Source organism: Rhizobacter sp. Root404 (assembly GCF_001425865.1).
Lineage (GTDB): Bacteria > Pseudomonadota > Gammaproteobacteria > Burkholderiales > Burkholderiaceae_C > LMDS01.
This window is the reverse complement of the sequence record NZ_LMDS01000004.1, coordinates 885820-901897: the sequence shown is the minus strand read 5'-3', so window position 1 is coordinate 901897 and position 16078 is coordinate 885820. Positions and strand designations below refer to the sequence as shown.

The 16078-nt window shown below is 69.7% G+C and carries 15 protein-coding genes; 5 read left to right on the top strand and 10 right to left on the bottom strand.

What is annotated here, in order from left to right; all coding sequences use genetic code 11:
- Positions 1–58 precede the first annotated feature (58 nt).
- The 6 genes from ASC76_RS08845 to ASC76_RS08820 form a co-directional block, all read right to left on the bottom strand.
- Positions 59–1903: a methyl-accepting chemotaxis protein gene (locus tag ASC76_RS08845; RefSeq protein WP_056464936.1), complete on the bottom strand. Its 1845-nt coding sequence runs from the start codon at positions 1901–1903 to the stop codon at positions 59–61.
- An 83-nt stretch (positions 1904–1986) separates the two neighbouring features.
- On the bottom strand, positions 1987–2499 hold the full coding sequence (locus ASC76_RS08840; protein ID WP_200947118.1) for a chemotaxis protein CheW: 513 nt from the start codon (positions 2497–2499) through the stop codon (positions 1987–1989).
- 61 nt (positions 2500–2560) lie between these two features.
- Positions 2561–4129 (bottom strand): methyl-accepting chemotaxis protein, encoded by a 1569-nt coding sequence (locus ASC76_RS26435; protein ID WP_056464934.1) that lies wholly within the window; start codon positions 4127–4129, stop codon positions 2561–2563.
- A 73-nt stretch (positions 4130–4202) separates the two neighbouring features.
- Positions 4203–6338 carry a chemotaxis protein CheA gene (locus ASC76_RS08830; protein ID WP_056464932.1) on the bottom strand — a complete coding sequence of 712 codons (2136 nt, stop codon included), beginning with the start codon at positions 6336–6338 and terminating at the stop codon, positions 4203–4205.
- A gap of 27 nt (positions 6339–6365) precedes the next feature.
- Positions 6366–6728, bottom strand: coding sequence for a response regulator (locus ASC76_RS08825; protein ID WP_056464930.1), 363 nt, complete (start codon positions 6726–6728; stop codon positions 6366–6368).
- A 62-nt stretch (positions 6729–6790) separates the two neighbouring features.
- Positions 6791–7246: a hypothetical protein gene (locus ASC76_RS08820; protein ID WP_056464928.1), complete on the bottom strand. Its 456-nt coding sequence runs from the start codon at positions 7244–7246 to the stop codon at positions 6791–6793.
- Positions 7247–7422: 176 nt separating this feature from the next.
- Here ASC76_RS08820 and ASC76_RS08815 point away from each other — a divergent pair, with 176 nt between their 5' ends.
- The 3 genes from ASC76_RS08815 (at position 7423) to ASC76_RS08805 (ending at position 11551) form a co-directional block, all read left to right on the top strand.
- Positions 7423–8604, top strand: coding sequence for a response regulator (locus ASC76_RS08815; protein WP_056464926.1), 1182 nt, complete (start codon positions 7423–7425; stop codon positions 8602–8604).
- Positions 8605–8629: 25 nt separating this feature from the next.
- Positions 8630–9268, top strand: a complete 639-nt coding sequence (locus ASC76_RS08810) for a response regulator transcription factor (protein ID WP_056464924.1) — start codon at positions 8630–8632, stop codon at positions 9266–9268.
- A 165-nt stretch (positions 9269–9433) separates the two neighbouring features.
- Positions 9434–11551 carry a bifunctional diguanylate cyclase/phosphodiesterase gene (locus tag ASC76_RS08805; RefSeq protein WP_157615444.1) on the top strand — a complete coding sequence of 706 codons (2118 nt, stop codon included), beginning with the start codon at positions 9434–9436 and terminating at the stop codon, positions 11549–11551.
- Between the two features lie 3 nt (positions 11552–11554).
- Here the strand turns inward: ASC76_RS08805 and ASC76_RS08800 are convergent, their stop codons facing one another.
- The gene (locus ASC76_RS08800) at positions 11555–11989 is read right to left on the bottom strand and encodes a DUF1841 family protein (RefSeq protein ID WP_056464920.1); all 435 of its coding nucleotides are present in this window, start codon (positions 11987–11989) and stop codon (positions 11555–11557) included.
- Positions 11990–12108: 119 nt separating this feature from the next.
- On the opposite strand from ASC76_RS08800, the gene ASC76_RS08795 reads away from it, so the two are divergent.
- Positions 12109–12684: a malonic semialdehyde reductase gene (locus ASC76_RS08795; RefSeq protein WP_056464918.1), complete on the top strand. Its 576-nt coding sequence runs from the start codon at positions 12109–12111 to the stop codon at positions 12682–12684.
- Between the two features lie 10 nt (positions 12685–12694).
- Here the strand turns inward: ASC76_RS08795 and ASC76_RS08790 are convergent, their stop codons facing one another.
- The 3 genes from ASC76_RS08790 to ASC76_RS08780 form a co-directional block, all read right to left on the bottom strand.
- On the bottom strand, positions 12695–13396 hold the full coding sequence (locus ASC76_RS08790; protein WP_157615442.1) for a nickel permease: 702 nt from the start codon (positions 13394–13396) through the stop codon (positions 12695–12697).
- On the bottom strand, positions 13396–13806 hold the full coding sequence (locus tag ASC76_RS08785) for a Fur family transcriptional regulator (RefSeq protein ID WP_056464914.1): 411 nt from the start codon (positions 13804–13806) through the stop codon (positions 13396–13398). Before ASC76_RS08785 ends, ASC76_RS08790 begins: the two co-directional genes overlap by 1 nt.
- 85 nt (positions 13807–13891) lie before the next feature.
- On the bottom strand, positions 13892–15193 hold the full coding sequence (locus ASC76_RS08780) for a UDP-N-acetylglucosamine 1-carboxyvinyltransferase (protein ID WP_056464912.1): 1302 nt from the start codon (positions 15191–15193) through the stop codon (positions 13892–13894).
- A gap of 194 nt (positions 15194–15387) precedes the next feature.
- On the opposite strand from ASC76_RS08780, the gene ASC76_RS08775 reads away from it, so the two are divergent.
- Entirely contained in the window at positions 15388–16077 is a 690-nt protein-coding gene (locus tag ASC76_RS08775) for a hypothetical protein (RefSeq protein WP_056464910.1), read from the top strand.
- The last annotated feature ends 1 nt before the right edge of the window (position 16078 follow it).

Below are 16078 nucleotides of genomic sequence, written 5' to 3'. Positions count from 1 at the left end.
TGAAAAGGCGAAGGGCCGCATCGCGCGGCCCTGTCGTCGTCACGGCGCTAGCGGGTCGTCAGAACGATTCCCAGTCGTCGGTGCCGCTCTTGGCGGCGGCCGCGGCGGGGCTGTCGGCCTTCGCGGCGGGTGCCGGCGGCGTGAAGGTCGGACGGACCACGTTGGTCGCGCGGTTCGGGCCGCGCCGCTCGGCCGGCGGCGTGGTCGCGCCAACCGGCGCGGCAGTCGGCGCGACCGCGTGGTGCAGCGTCGGCACCGCGGCGCGGGCCTTGGCGGCGACCGGCGCTGCCGGCTTGCTCGGCGCGGCCGGGGTGGCGGCCACGTGATGGCGCCCATCGTCGGCCAGCTTGAACACTGCGACTGCGGCGACCAGCTGCTGGGCCTGGTTGCGCAGGCTCTCGGCGGCGGCGGCGCTTTCCTCGACCAGCGCGGCGTTCTGCTGCGTGGTCTTGTCCATCTCGGTGACGGCGTCGCCGACCTGCGCCACACCGGCGCTCTGCTCGGTGCTCGCGGCGCTGATCTCGGCCATGATGTCGGTGACGCGCTTGATCGAGGTCACGACTTCGGTCATCGTCGCGCCGGCCTGGTCGACCTGCACGGTGCCCTGCTCGACGCGCTCGACGCTCGCCGAGATCAACGCCTTGATTTCCTTGGCCGCATCGGCGCTGCGCTGCGCGAGGCTGCGCACTTCCGAGGCGACGACCGCGAAGCCGCGGCCCTGTTCGCCGGCCCGGGCGGCTTCGACTGCCGCGTTCAGCGCCAGGATGTTGGTCTGGAACGCGATGCCGTCGATCACGCTGATGATGTCCGCGATCTTGCGCGACGACTCGTTGATGCCCTTCATCGTCTCGACGACCTGACCGACGGCGTCACCGCCGCGAACCGCGACCGTGCTGGCGTTCTGGGCCAGCTGGTTCGCCTGCTTGGCGTTGTCGGCGTTCTGGCGGACGGTGGCGCCGAGCTGTTCCATCGAGGCGGCGGTCTCCTCGAGCGCGCTGGCCTGCTGCTCGGTGCGCGAGCTGAGGTCCTGGTTGCCGGCGGCGATCTCGGTCGAGCCGGTCGAGATCGAATCGCTGGCGTGGCGCACGTTGCCGACCACTTTCACCAGGCTGTCGTTCATCTGCTTCAGCGCGGCCAGCAGCTGGCCGGCCTCGTCGGTGTTCCTGACCTCGATGTGGGTCGTCAGGTCGCCTTCGGCGACGCGGCGAGCCACCGAGACGGCCTCGTGCAGCGGACGGGTGATCGAGCGCGTCAGCAGCCAGGCGATGAAGATCCCCAGGGCCAGCGAGGCGGCGCTGATCACGATGATCAGCCACTTGGCCCGTTCGTAGGTGGCCTGGGCGGCGGCCGCGCTGTCGAACGATTCCTTCTTCAGCAGATCGTTGAACGCGGCGACATGGCCGATCACCTGGGTCAGCAGCGGCATGCAGTCCTGGGTCAGCGCCTTCACGGCCTCCTCGGTCTTCTGCGTCGTGGCCAGGCCGACGATGCGCGTGGCGATCGGCAGGTACTTGCCTTCCAGCGAGCGCAGCTTGTCCAGCATTTCGCGCTCTTCCGCGCTCGACGACTCCTGTGACTTCTGCATCACGGCGGTCAGTTCGGCGATGCCCTTGTCGATCGCGGTCTGGGCGGTCTTGACACGCTCCAGGTCCGGCTTCTGGGCCGCGGGCTCGGTCAGCAGCGCGAGGTTGCGCGCGGCGATGGCGCGCGCGCCGATGTTGGCGGAGATGTCGTTCAGCGCCTTCAGCTTGGCCTCGCCGACTTCGGTGATGGTCGTGACATTGCTGGACAGGTCCGCCATCTGGCGCATGCCGATACCGGTGGTGACCAGCTGCAGCGTCAACAGGGCGGCGAAGCCCAGTCCGAGACGCATGCCGACCTTCATGTTGCCGATGACTTTCATTGCCGCTGGATCCTTTGTGGCTGTAAAGCGGCTCCAGAACTGCTCTGCCGCGGGTACGGACGCTCGAGCGAGCGTCCGCTCTTTCAGTGAATCGTGTTGATCAGGCCCATCTCTTCGCTGGCCATCAGGCCCTCGATGTCCATCAGGATGAGCATCCGCTCGGCCACGCTGCCGATGCCGGTGATGAAACTGGTGTCGACCGCCGAGCTCATCTCGGGGGCCGGCTTGATCGTGTCCGCGTCGAGCGCGAGCACATCGGAGACCGAGTCGACGACGGCGCCGACGACGCGGCCCTTGACGTTCAGCACGATCACGACCGTGAAGCTGTTGTATTCGGCGGTCTCGCACGAGAGCTTCAGGCGCAGGTCGACGATCGGGACGATCACGCCGCGCAGGTTGACGACGCCCTTGATGAACGGCGGTGCATTCGCGATGCGGGTCGGCGGCTCGTACGAGCGGATTTCCTGGACCTTCAGGATGTCGATCCCGTATTCCTCGGCGCCGAGGCGGAAGGTGAGGAACTCGCCGCCGGCGGCAGCCGCCGCGCGGGCGCTTTCGTGGGAGGCGATCTGGCGGGCGTCGGTGATCATGTCCATGGTGTCTCTTTCGACGTTTGTTAACAAATCTAAAGCGAGAAATGCGCGAGGAATTCGGGACTCACGCGGCCATTGCCGGCGTGCGGGCGTCCAGCCGGAAGGTGGAGACCACCTGCGACAGCCGCGCCGCCTGCTCGCGCAAACTCTCGGCGGCGGCGGCCGACTCTTCGACGAGCGCGGCGTTCTGCTGCGTCATCTGGTCCAACTGAGTCACTGCGCCATTGATCTGGCTGATGCCGCTGCTCTGTTCGTTCGAGGCGACCGTGATCTCGCCGATGATGTCCGAGACGCGCTGCACCGAGCCGACGATCTCGGTCATCGTGCGGCCCGCATCGGCCACCAGGCGCGAGCCGCCGGCGACCTTGTCGACGCTGGCGCCGATCAGGCCCTTGATCTCGCGCGCCGCCGTCGCCGAGCGCTGTGCGAGCGAGCGCACCTCGCCGGCCACGACCGCGAAGCCGCGGCCCTGTTCGCCGGCGCGCGCCGCCTCGACGGCCGCGTTCAGCGCGAGGATGTTGGTCTGGAACGCGATCCCGTCGATCACGCCGATGATGTCGGCGATCTTCTTGGACGAGCCGTTGATGTCCTCCATCGTCGCGACCACTTGCGCGACGACGCTGCCGCCGCGTGCGGCGACTTCGGCCGCCGACAGCGCCAGCTGCTTGGCCTGGAGCGCGGCATCGGCCGTGTGCTTGACGGTGCCGGTGACCTGCTCCATCGACGAGGCCGTCTGCTGCAGGTTGGACGCGGTCTGCTCGGTGCGGGCCGACAGGTCCTGGTTGCCCATCGCCACTTCGCTGCTGGCGGTCTGGATGCTGTCGGTCGAGCTGCGCACCTCGCCGACCAGCGTGCGCAGTGCGGCCTGCATGCGGCCGAGCGTGCGCAGCATGTCGCCGAGTTCGTCGCGGCGGGTCGAGATCAGCGTCTGCGACAGGTCGCCTTCGGCGATCGTCGCGGCGGCGGCCACGCCCTCGTGCAGCGGCACCGTCACCGAACGGGTGATCACGAAGGCCATCGTGGCACCCAGCGCGAGGGCCAGGCCGAGCAACCCGAGGAGCACCTTGCCGGCGGTACGGATGCCGGCCTCGAGCGTCGTCGACTCCTGCGCGGCGCGCGTGGTGTGGAAGGCATGGACCTTGTCCATCGCCGCCAGGTAGGCGGTCGACGCGGGCAGCATCTTTTCCTTGAGCAGCGACTCGGCAAGCAGGTAATCGGCCTGCTTGATCGCGCCGAACACCAGGTTGCGCTTGGCGATGTAGTCCTCGCGCTGGCGCGCCACGGTTGTCATCAGCGTCTTGCCCTCGTCGCCGCTGACCAGCCCCTCGAGCTGCTTCTGGATCACGCCGATCTCGGCCGAGGTCTGCTTGACCAGCGGGTCGAAGTAGGCCTGCACCTCCGGCTGGCCGCTCGACTTGGCGATGGCCACGGCCCGCGCCACGTTCAGTTCGGTCTTGCCTTTCCACTCCTGGGCCAGGCCGGCCTGCTGCTGGGAGCTCAGCGACGCGGTGAGGCCGGCGTCGGTCGACTGCAGCTGCCGCCACGCGAAGAACACGATGAAGAGCAGCAGGACCAGCACGGCGCCGAAGCCGAGTCCGAGCCGGGTGGCGATGCGCAGGTTGTTCAGGGACATGGTGTTGGGGAATTCAGCGGTGGAGTGGGTTGCCGCAAGCCGCGCGGGCGAGTGGGGATGAACGGACGAGCGCTCAGTGGCGCGAGCGCCGCACCAGACTGCCGACGTCCAGGATCAGCGCAACGCGGCCGTCGCCCATGATCGTGGCGCCCGAGATGTCGTTGACGCGGCGGTAGTTGGCTTCGAGGTTCTTGACGACGACCTGCTGCTGGCCGAGCAGCTGGTCGACCAGCAGCGCGACGCGGCCGCCTTCGGCCTCGGCAACGACCATGATCCCGCCGGCGTTCTCGAAGTCCGCACGCGGCACCCCGAACACCTGCTCGAGATCGAGCACCGGCATGAATTCCTCGCGGACCTCGATCACGCGGCCGCTGCCGCCAATCGTCTTGATCGTGTCGGCCTTGACCTGGAACGATTCGATCACCGAGGACAGCGGCAGGATGTAGACCTCGTCGCCGACGCCGACCGACATGCCGTCCATGATCGCCAGCGTCAGCGGCAGGCGCACCTTGACGCTCATGCCGTAGCCCTCGGCCGAGTCGATCTCGACCGTGCCGCCGAGCGCGGTGATGTTCTTCTTCACGACGTCCATGCCGACCCCGCGGCCCGAGACGTCGGTGACGACCTCGGCGGTGGAGAAGCCGGGCGCGAAGATCAGGCTCCAGACCTCGCTGTCGGTCATCGAATCGGGCGCGTCGATGCCGCGTTCGCGGGCCTTCTTGATCAGCTTCTCGCGCGACAGGCCCTTGCCGTCGTCGCGCACCTCGATCAGGATCGAGCCGCCCTGGTGCGAGGCCGCGAGCGTGATGGTGCCGTGCTCGGGCTTGCCCTTCGCCAGGCGCTCCTCGGGCATCTCGATGCCGTGGTCGCAGCTGTTGCGCACCAGGTGCGTCAGCGGGTCGGTGATCTTCTCGACCAGGCCCTTGTCGAGTTCGGTCGCCTCGCCCTGGGTCACGAACTCGACCTTCTTGCCGAGCTTGGCGGCCAGGTCGCGCAACATGCGCGGGAAGCGGCTGAACACCATCGACATCGGAATCATCCGGATCGACATCACCGACTCTTGCAGGTCGCGGGTGTTGCGGTCCAGGTCGGCGAGGCCGGCGGCGAGCTGCTGGTACAGCGCCGGATCGATCTGCTTGCTGTTCTGCGCCAGCATCGCCTGGGTGATGACGAGCTCGCCCACCAGGTTGATCAGCTGGTCGACCTTCTCGACCGAGACACGGAGCGTCGACGATTCGAGCGCGGCCGCGGGGGCCTTCTCGGCCTTCGGCGCGACGCGCGGGCGAGCCGCTTCGGCGGCGGCCACGGACGGGCCCGCGGCGGGCGCCTCGACGGCACCGGGCGCGCCCGGGGCGTTGTCGAAGAAGCCGTAGCCCGGATCGCGATGCTCCAGTTCGGCGGCCGGCGGCGCGCCCGGCGAGCCGGCGTGGAAGCCATAGCCCTCGGTCATCGGCAGCAGTGCGACTTCTTCGCGGGCGACATGGAACGTGAACAGGTCCAGCAGGTCGTTGTCGCTGCTGGTGGTGATGACGCGGAAGCGGCGAATGCCGTCGCCGGCCTGGCCGCCGTCGATCGGCTCGATCGTGCCGAGGTCGGTGATCTCCTTGAACAGCTCGACCAGGTTGTCGGCGCGGGCTGGATCGGCCAGCGGGCCGACGCGCACCTCGAGTTCCCGGGCCAGCGACGGATCTGCCGGCGCGGTTTCCACCAATGCTGCCAGCGCTTCGGCGCGAACGGGCGCCACAGGCGCTTCGGCGATCGGTTTGGCGATCGGCGCGGCCGGCGCCTGGCCGGCGCTCATCGCGCGGATGCTCGTGAGCAGGTCCGTGGTGTCAATCGGATCGCCGCCGGCACCCTGGTGGCGTGCCAGCTGGGCACGCAATGCGTCACCCGACTGCAGCAGCACGTCGACCATCGCCGCCGTCGGCGTCAGCTCGTGGCGGCGCAGCTTGTCGAGCAGCGTTTCCATCTGGTGGGTCAGCTCGGCCACGTCGGCAAAGCCGAAGGTGGCAGCGCCGCCCTTGACCGAATGCGCACAGCGGAAGATCGAGTTCAGTTCCTCGTCGTCGGCGGCTGCGATGTCGATCTCCAGCAGCTGCGCTTCCATGCGGTCTAGGTTCTCGCCCGCTTCCTCGAAGAACACCTGGTAGAACTGGCTCAGGTCGATGCCTGCGCCGATGTTCGCGCCTTCTTGCGTCATTTCACCCATGCTCGCTCCTGTTGATGGGCCCCGCGATCAGCGGATCACCTTGCGGATGACCTCGATCAGCTTGGCCGGATCGAAGGGCTTGACGAGCCAGCCGGTGGCGCCCGCGGCGCGGCCGGCCTGCTTCATCTGGTCGCTCGACTCGGTGGTCAGGATCAGGATCGGCGTGCTCTTGAATTTGGGGTTGTCGCGCAGCTTGCGCGTCAGGCCGATGCCGTCCAGGCGCGGCATGTTCTGGTCGGTCAGCACCAGGTCGAAGTCGGTCTTCGCCGTCTTCTCCCACGCATCCTGCCCATCGACGGCCTCGACGACGCTGTAGCCGGCGCTCTTCAGCGTGAAGGCCACCATCTGGCGCATGGATGCCGAGTCGTCGACGGCAAGGATTGAATTCATGGTTTCTCCGGGTTCCCAGGGCGTTGTCGGTTGTTCGGGGTGAGTTCTTGAGCGGACGGGGGTCAGAACAGCTCGATCGAGCCGGCGTCCATCTCGTCCTGCGTGACCGGGTTCGGCCGCAGCGGCGGATCCTCGACGACGGCCGCGCCGTCGTCGTCGCCGCCCATCGTCTCGCGGGCCAGCCGGTCGGCGCAGTGGCGCAGGCGGCGGTGGGTGTGCGCGATCAGCTGCGAGGCCATGTCCTGGAACTGCAGCGCGGTGATCGCGCCGCCCAGGTGCTGCATAACCCCGTCGAACAGCTCCGGGGACGGCGTGTCCTGCGCCGCGTCGACCAGTTCCTGGATCTCGCCGGCCGCGCCATGGAAGCCGCTCAGCAGCTCGTCGCAGGCGTGCGCCAGCAGCGTCTGCAGGCGGTCGAGGTCGTGCGTCGCCGTCATCAGGTTGTCCTGAAGGTCGGCCGCGGCGAGCAACGGCATCGGCGCGGAGGGCGGCACGTCTAGGGCAGGTGAATTGGGCATCGTAATTCCGTCGTCGGTCGGCGCGCAGGTGCGGGTTTGCGCATCTCCGGTCTTTTCGGCCGCCGGGCGGCGGACCTGAGCGCGAACAAGCGGACGAATGACGCGCTTTTCGGGTGCCCGAAGGCGTTGCTCGGCTTCGATTGCCCCGCCGCGGCGGAGCGGGGCATACTGCGCGAATGCCGACCCTGTCCCCGTTTGCACCGCGTTCGCCCGGTCCGCCGCCGGGATTCGAGCGTGAGCTGCGGGTCCTGCATCTGGAGGATTCCGAGGCCGACCACGACCTGACCTTCGTCCACCTGGCGCGCGGCGGGCTGCGGGTCAAGATGCGGCGCATCGACTCCGAGGCCGAGTTCCTCGACGCGATCGAGCGGGCCGAGTGGGACGCGATCATCTCCGACTACAACCTGCCGGGCTTCTCGGGCCTGGTCGCGCTCGACCTGCTGAAGGCCAGCGGCCGCGACCTGCCGTTCATCCTGGTCTCGGGCGAGATCGGCGAGGACACCGCGGTCAAGGCGATGCGCAATGGCGCCAGCGACTACCTGCTGAAGAACAACCTGGCGCGGCTGGTCCCGGCGCTGATGCACGCGGTCGAGGCCACCGAGACCCGGCGCGCCCGGGTGCGGGCCGACCGCGAGCTCGACGAATCCAAGCAGCGCCTGCGCGAGCTCGCCCAGCACCTGCAGAACAGCATCGAGCAGGAGCGCATCGCGATCGCGCGCGAAATTCACGACGATGTCGGCGGCTCGCTGACCGCGCTGAAGTTCGACCTGGCCTGGATCGCGCGCCACTCCGACTCGGCCGAGGTCCTCGGGCGCGTCAGCTCAGCGCTGGAGACCGTCACGCTGGCGATCGACTCCAGCAAGCGGATCATGCACAACCTGCGCCCGGCGATCCTCGAGCAGGGCTTGGTCGCGGCACTGCACTGGCTGGCCTCGCGGTTCGAGAAGCGCACCGGCATCGATTGCGAGATCCGCCTGCCCACCGACGCACCCGAACTGCCGTCCGGCGTGCCGCTGGTCGCGTACCGGACCGCGCAGGAGGCGCTGACCAACGTCACCAAGCACGCCCAGGCGACGCGCGTGCAGCTCGACCTGGCGCTGGCCGGCGGCGTGCTCTCGCTCGAGATCAGCGACAACGGCCGCGGCCTGTCGGCCGACGATCTCGCGAAGGCGCGCTCGTTCGGCATCCGCGGCCTGCACGAGCGGGCCGGCACGGTCGGCGGCTGGGTCGACCTGACCAGCGGCTCCGGCGGGACGACGCTGATCCTGTCGATCCCGCTGACGCTGCCCGGCACCGCGAGCCGGCCGGAGATCGCGCCGCGCGACGACGACGACCCGAGCCAGTGGGGCGCCTTGTGACCACCTCCATCTGCCGGGCTCTCCCATGATCAAGGTCTTTCTCTGCGACGACCACGCGCTGATCCGGCGCGGCATCCGCGACACGCTGTCCGACGCCCCGGACATCGAGGTCGTCGGCGAGGCCGGCGACTACGGCGAACTGCGCACGCTGATGCGCGACCACACCGCCGACGTGCTCGTGCTCGACATCAACCTGCCCGGCCGCAGCGGGCTGGACGTGCTGCACGTGCTGAAGGACGAGGTCACGACGATGCGCGTGCTCGTCGTCTCGATGTACCCCGAGGACCAGTACGCGATCCGCGCGCTGCGGGCCGGCGCCTACGGCTATGTCAACAAGGGGGGCGACCCGGCGCAGATCGTCGCCGCGGTGCGCACCGTCGCGCAGGGCCGCAAGTACGTGACGCCCGAGATCGCGCAGATGCTGGTCGAGAGCCTGACCACGCCGATGATCGCCAACGCGCACGAGAAGTTGTCGGACCGCGAGCTGCAGACGCTCGTGATGATCGCGTCCGGCAAGCGCCTCTCGGACATCGCCGAGGAACTGATGCTGAGCCCGAAGACCGTCAGCGTGTACCGCGCGCGGGTGCTCGAGAAGCTGGGCCTGGCGAACAACTCCGAGATGACGGTCTACGCCATCCGCAACGGCCTGGTCGGCAGCGAGTAGGCGACGTTGGGCGCTGCCGGAGTGCCGCGCTCTGTTGCATGCGTCACGAACCGGTCGGACTACCGTCCGCAATAAGCGCACGCGATTGCACATTTGCCGTCACCATCGGTAACGGTGTCGCGCCACCTCGGGCGCGTCCGCGAGAACTGGCCCGCGCTTGCCCGGATGATTTCCCATTTCACGCTTCTGACGGTGGCCGGTCTGGCGGTCTGCGCTGCGATGTTCTGGCTGGCGGCCGAAATCAATCTCGCCGCGACCGCGCGGCCGCGGGCGATGGCGGCGGCCGTCGCTGGCGTGGCGGTGCTGCTCGCCGCCAGCGCGCTGTGGTGGTCGGCGCACGCCGCGCGCGCCGCTGATGTCGCGGCGGCCCTCCCGTGGTGGGCGTCGTGGTGGCCGGCGCTGCTGCTGGCAGCCGCGATCACCGGCACGGGGTCGCTGTGGCATCGCGGCCGGCGGCGCTGGGCGGTCCCCGTCGCCGCCGCCGCGGTCGGCGCGGCGGCGCTGCAGCCGATGCTCGGTGCTCACGCCGACGTCTGGCCGCTGTCCAAACTGGGCTTGGCCGGCCCCGTGTTGCTGGCCGTGGGGCTGACAGCCCTGCTGCTCGCCGCGCAGCTGGAGTGGCGCAGCGTGCGCCGCGGCACGCTCATCCGCGCCGCTGCGGCCCTCGCGGCGGCGGGCTGGATCGGCCCCTTTGCCGGGGAGTTCGCGGCGCGCCCGCTCAGCGCCGGCGAGGCGTTCGGACCGGCCTGGCCGGTGCTGATCGGCCTGATCGCGCTCGGCGCGGTGCTCCGCCTGGCGCTGCGCCAGTCCGCTTCGGCCGAGCCGCTCGCGCGCTCGACCAACCTCGCTGTGACCGACAGCCTGACCGGGCTGCCCACGCGCCTGTTCTTCGAAGCTCGCCTCCTGGAGGCGGCCAAGCAGGTCGACGCGCAGCGCAGCGAGCAGGCGCGCGGGCCGGGGCGCCGCGCGGCGGCCGTGGTGGGGGACGCGCGCCGGCGCGAGTCGCCCTCGATCGCGCTGGCGGTGCTGTTCATCGACCTCGACGGCTTCAAGCCAGTCAACGACGGCTTCGGTCACTGCAGCGGCGACAGCGTGCTGGCGCAGGTCGGCGCGCGCCTGAAGGCCTTCGCGCGCAGCACCGGCGTCGCGGCGCGGATCGGCGGGGACGAGTTCCTGCTGCTGGCGATGGGCGAGCGCGCGCCGCAGTCGGTGGCGCGTCTGGCCAAGCGGCTGATCGACACGCTCAGCGAGCCGTACCGGGTCGACGACCGCGAGGTCGTGATCTCGTGCTCGATCGGCATCTCGGTCTATCCCGACCAGTGCCCGCCGACCAAGCTGATCGCGCGCGCCGACGCCGCGATGTACGCCGCCAAGCGGGCCGGCGGCGCGCGCCACAGCTTCTACGCGCCCGAGATGGACGCCGACGTGCAGCAGAATTTCGACCTGCTGCGCGACCTGCGGCTGGCGCTGGTCAAGAACCAGCTCGAGCTGTTCTTCCAGCCCAAGATCGACGCGCGCAGCGGCAAGGTCACCGCCGCCGAGGCGCTGGTGCGCTGGAACCATCCGCGCCTGGGCTTCGTGATGCCGGCGCAGTTCGTGCCGCTGGCCGAGCGCTCCGGCCTGATCGGGCCGCTCGGCGACTGGGTCATCGAGGCCGCCTGCAAGCAGGCGCGCGCATGGCGCGACAAGGGCCTGCGCATGCGCGTCGCGATCAACCTCTCGGCCTACCAGATGCGGCAGGACGACATCGCCGACCGCATTGCCGGCGCACTGGCGCGCTACCGCATCCACCCCTCGCTGCTGACCTGCGAGATCACCGAGACCGCGGCGATGGAAGACACCGGCGCCACGCAGGAGACCTTCCGGCGCCTCGGCGAACTGGGCACGCACCTGTCGATCGACGACTTCGGCACCGGCCACTCCAGCCTGAGCTACCTGCGCCGCCTGCCGGCCGAGGAGCTGAAGATCGACGCCAGTTTCGTCAAGGACGTGGACCACAGCGCCGATGCGCGCGCCGTCGTCGACGCGGTGGTCAAGCTCGCGCATGCGCTCGGGCTCAAGGTCGTGGCCGAGGGCGTGGAGAACCTGCGCCAGCACAAGATCCTCGTCGACCTGGGGTGCGACGAGCTGCAGGGCTACCTGTTCGCCAAGCCGATGACGGCCCGCGCGCTGCTGCTGTGGGCGATGGACGACCGGATGGTGTCGGCGGTGTTCCGCCCCTCGTTGTTCGGCGAGACGCGCCAGGCCTCGCTGCACGCGCCGCTGCAGGCCGATCAGCCGTAGCGGTCAGTCGCGCGTGGCGCGCCGCCGCACGCATTCGAGGTAACGCTCGCCATCGGGCGGGCGCCCGCTGCGCTGCGAGGCCCAGACCATCTCGCCCAGGCACTCCATCACCGCATGCTGCGCCGCGTGCGCCGAGCCGAGCCTGGCGGCCAGGAGCCCGAAGGCCTGCTTGATGCCGGTGGGCTGGTCGATCGCGACCTGTTCGCTGATCGACAGGTGCATCGACAGGTGCAGGAACGGGTTGGTGCGGCCGTCTTCCACCGCGTAGACGGCCGCGAGCGCAGCATCCAGGTCATCGAGTTCGGCGTGGTGCTCGGGGTGCTGCGCGATCCAGTCGGCGGCCATCGTCTCCATCGGCGTGAGCGGCAGCGTCTCGCGCTGCTTGCGACGCGCTTCGCAGAAGAAGCGCCTGACATCGTGCTGGGACGGCTGGAACATCCGCGAATTCTGCCTGCGCGACCCTTCACCCCAGCCGAACGTGGTCGACGAATTTTTGCGCGCCGCCCGTGTGCGGCACGCGACCAGAATGAACCATCTTTCAACCCGAGACCGAATTCATGAACGTCACGACCGAGCAACTGTTCGACAACGCCCGCACCCACAACGGCTTCACCCCCGAGCCGATCCCGGAAGCGACGCTGCGCCAGCTGTACGACCTGGTGAAGTGGGGCCCGACCTCGGCGAACAGCAGCCCGGCGCGCTTCATCTTCGTGACCACGCCGCAGGCGAAGGCCAAGCTGCTCGAAGGCATGTCGCCCGGCAACCAGGACAAGACCAAGGCCGCACCGGTCACCGTGATCATCGGCATGGACATGGCGTTCTACGAGCAGCTGCCGAAGCTGTTCCCGCACGCCGACGCGAAGTCGTGGTTCGTCGGCAACCAGCCGATGATCGACGCGACCGCGTTCCGCAATTCGAGCATCCAGGGCGCCTACCTGATCCTGGCGGCGCGCGCGCTGGGCCTCGACTGCGGGCCGATGAGCGGCTTCGACGCCGCCAAGGTCGACGCGGCGTTCTGGGCCGGCACCACGGTCAAGACCAACTTCATCGTCAACCTCGGTCACGGCGACGCCAGCAAGCTGTTCGGCCGCAGCCCGCGCCTGAGCTTCGAGGAAGCCTGCAAGATCGCCTGATCAGGTGGTTTCAGGCGCCGAGCTTCGCGGCGACCGCCTGGATCACCACGCCGAACGACAGGATCACGACGAACCAGCCGATGCCGCGCCGCAGTCGCGAGGCCGCGGCCTCGCTTCCGGCGCTGCGCAGCACGCGCGAGATCAGCTGCGAGTCGGCGGTGCTGGCGATCAGCATGCCGCCCGAGAACAGCAGGCCGGCCAGTGCGCCGGCCCACCAGCCGCCCTGGTGCGTCGCGAACACGCTCCAGGCCGACACGTGCGCGACCGTGTCGATCACCAGCGCGAACAGCAGGCCGATCGCCACGGTCGACCACAGGTCGGTGCGGTCCCGCAGCGCCGCCGGGATCAGCTTCATGCGCACCGAACTCGGTCGGTAGGCGCCGGGCGCCAGCAGTGCGCGCAGGTTCCAGAGTCCGAGCAGCGTCAGCAGCACGATCGGCAGCCACTCGACCACCTGCACCAGCGCCGCCGGCAATTCGAACGACGCGGCCAGCAGGCTGATCGCGACCGCAATCACCGCGATCGCCAGCCCGTGGCCCAGGGCGAACAGGCTGCCGGTCCAGGGCGCATGGGCCTCGTGGTGATCGTGAGCGCGCAGCGTCAGCCCGTCGATCGCGGCGATGTGATCGGGCTCGATGCCGTGGCGCAGGCCGAGCAGGAAGAACAGCGCCATCCCGCTGAGCGGCAGCGCGTCGTGCGCGTGGCCCAGCATCACGACGGGGCGCCGCGGCTGCAATCGGCGCACAGGCCGCGCAGCGTGATCTCGTGGGCGCTGACGACGAAGCCCGGGGGGGCCAGGTCCTGCATCGAGCCCGGGCAGGCGTGCAGCGCGTAGACGCGGTCGCAGCCGTTGCAATGGAAGTGATGGTGATGGTGGTGCGCGCCGCCGTGTGCGGGGTCGTCGCCGCAGGTGGCCTCGAAGCGCGCGGCCTGCCCCGGCAGCAGCACCTTGACGATGCGCGCCTCGTCCTGCAGCGCGTTGATGTGGCGGTAGATCGTCGACAGGTTCAGGCTCGCGACCGACGTCTGCGCGAGCGCCAGGATCTCGCCCGGTGTCAGCGCGCGGCCGGCGTGCTCGATCGCGGCGAGCACGGCCTCGCGCTGACGGGTGTTGCGTTCCATGCCGTCATCTTAGTGCAAATGAATTTGCAACAAGCGCCGTCGGCGGGAAAGGCCCGGTGCGGCCGGGGGTCGTCGAACGCGCGGACTACTCTTCGCTGGTCCACTCCACGCGTGCGCCCAGACTGCGCAGGTTCTCGACGAAGCCGGGGTGCGCGCGGCGGATCGGCGCGGCATGGCGGATCTCCGAGCGGCCCTCGATGCTGGCCGCCACCATGAACAGCGCGATCGCGACGCGGATGATGTACGGGCTCTCGACCACCGCCGGCGTCAGCGGGCTGCCGCCGAAGGTGATCAGGCGGTGCGGATCGGACGAGAACACATGCGCGCCGAACTTCGACAGCTCGCCGGTCCAGCCCAGCGCCCCGTCGTAGACCTTGTTCCAGAACATCGCGTTGCCCTGGGCCCGCACGCCGAGCGCGATGAAGATCGGCAGCAGGTCGACCGGGAAATAGGGCCACGGCGCGGCCTCGACCTTGGTCAGCACGTTGCTCGTGAACGGCGTCTGCACCTGCAGCGGTCCGGCGCAGCGCGCGCTCGACCAGCCGCCGGCGTGCGTCACCTCGACGCCGAACTTCGCGAACGTGCGGTCGATCAGCGGGAAGTTCTCCGGCGCGCTGTTGCGCACGATCACGTCGCCGCCGGTGATCGCGCCGAGCGCGAGGAAGGTCGTGATCTCGTGGAAGTCCTCGTCGAAGCGGAACTCGCCGCCGCGCAGTGCGGTACCGCCGTGCACCGTCAGCCGCGAGGTGCCGATGCCGTCGATGCGCACGCCGATCATCGCCATGAACCGGCAGAACTCCTGCACGTGCGGCTCGGAGGCTGCGTTCGTCAGCGTCGAGGTGCCGCCGGCCACCGCGGCGCAGAGCACGAAGTTCTCGGTCGTCGTGACGGACGCGTAGTCGAGCCAGTGGTCCGTCGGCGACAGCAGCCCGCTGCTGCGCACCAGCAGCGAACCCTCGGCGCGCTCGACTTCGCCGCCGAAGCGGCGAAACACCTCGACGTGGGGGTCGATCTCGCGCACGCCCAGCGTGCAGCCCTTGACGTTGTCTTCCAGCCGCGCGACGCCGAAGCGCGCCAGCAGCGGCGGCACCAGCATGATCGACGAGCGCATCTCTTCCGGCAGCCGATGGCGCGCCGCGTCGAACACGGTCTCGCGGTGGTGCAGCTCGAGGGTGCCGTCGGCATGGTTCATCGACACCTCGCTGCCGAGCAGCCGGAAGATGTCGAGGATCTTGCGCACGTCGGTGATGTCGGGCACGCCCAGCAGGCGCAGCGGCTCGTAGCTCAGCAGCGTCGCGCACAGGATCGGCAGCACCGCGTTCTTGTTGGCGGACGGGTGGATGCGGCCGCGCAGCGGCGTGCCGCCGTGCACGATGAGGTTGGACATGGGAAGATGCGGCGCCGCGCGCGCGGCCCGTCGCAGTGGGAAGACGGGCGTCAATGTACTGCTTGCGGCACGCAACTTGCCCGGTCCGGTGCAACGGCTTGTTTCAGTGGGCGACCTCGCCCGGGTTAGCCTTCGGGCCCTCCGCTGCGGTCGACCCGCTCGTCCCCTTCTTTCACGAATTCCTCCTCCCCCTGATGTTCAAACCCGTCACCTTCGATCCCTACGGCCGACGCCGTTCGCGCTGGCGCATGCCGAGGTGGCTGCTGCTGCTGCTCGTGGGCATCGCCCTCGGAGCGGGTGGCCTGTACTTCGTGCAGGAACGCTACCTGCCGCCACGCCTGTCGGCCGGCGCCAGCATCGAACTGCGCAGCGCCTACGAGACGGCCGAAGCGGCGCGAGCCAAGCTGGCCGGCGAGCTCGCCCGCACGAGCCAGCAGCTCGCTCAGGCCACGGCCGAGAAGAAGCAGCTCGGCGACGATCTGGCGGGCAGCCGCGCCAGCGTCGAGGCGCTGCGCGGCGACCTCGGCGCGATCGTCGCGTCGCTGCCGCCCGATCCACGCGGCGGCGCGGTCGAGATCCGTGCGGCCCGGTTCGATGCGGAAGGCCGCGAGCTGAGCTACGACCTGCTGCTGACGCGCGCCCGTGCCGGCGCCGGCAAGCCACTCGGCGCGGCGCTGCAGCTGACCGTGGCCGGTGAATCGGCCGCGGGCGCCGCGAAGAGTTTCACCGCGCCGGCGGAGACGGTCTCGATCGGCGCGCAGCAGGTGCTGCGCGGCAAGGTCGCGCTCCCCGAGGGGCTGAAGCCGCGCCAGGTGACCGTGCAGGTGCTCGACCGCGCCGGCGGCCGCCCGCTCGGGATGCGGGTGCTGCTGGTCGGCAAGTAGG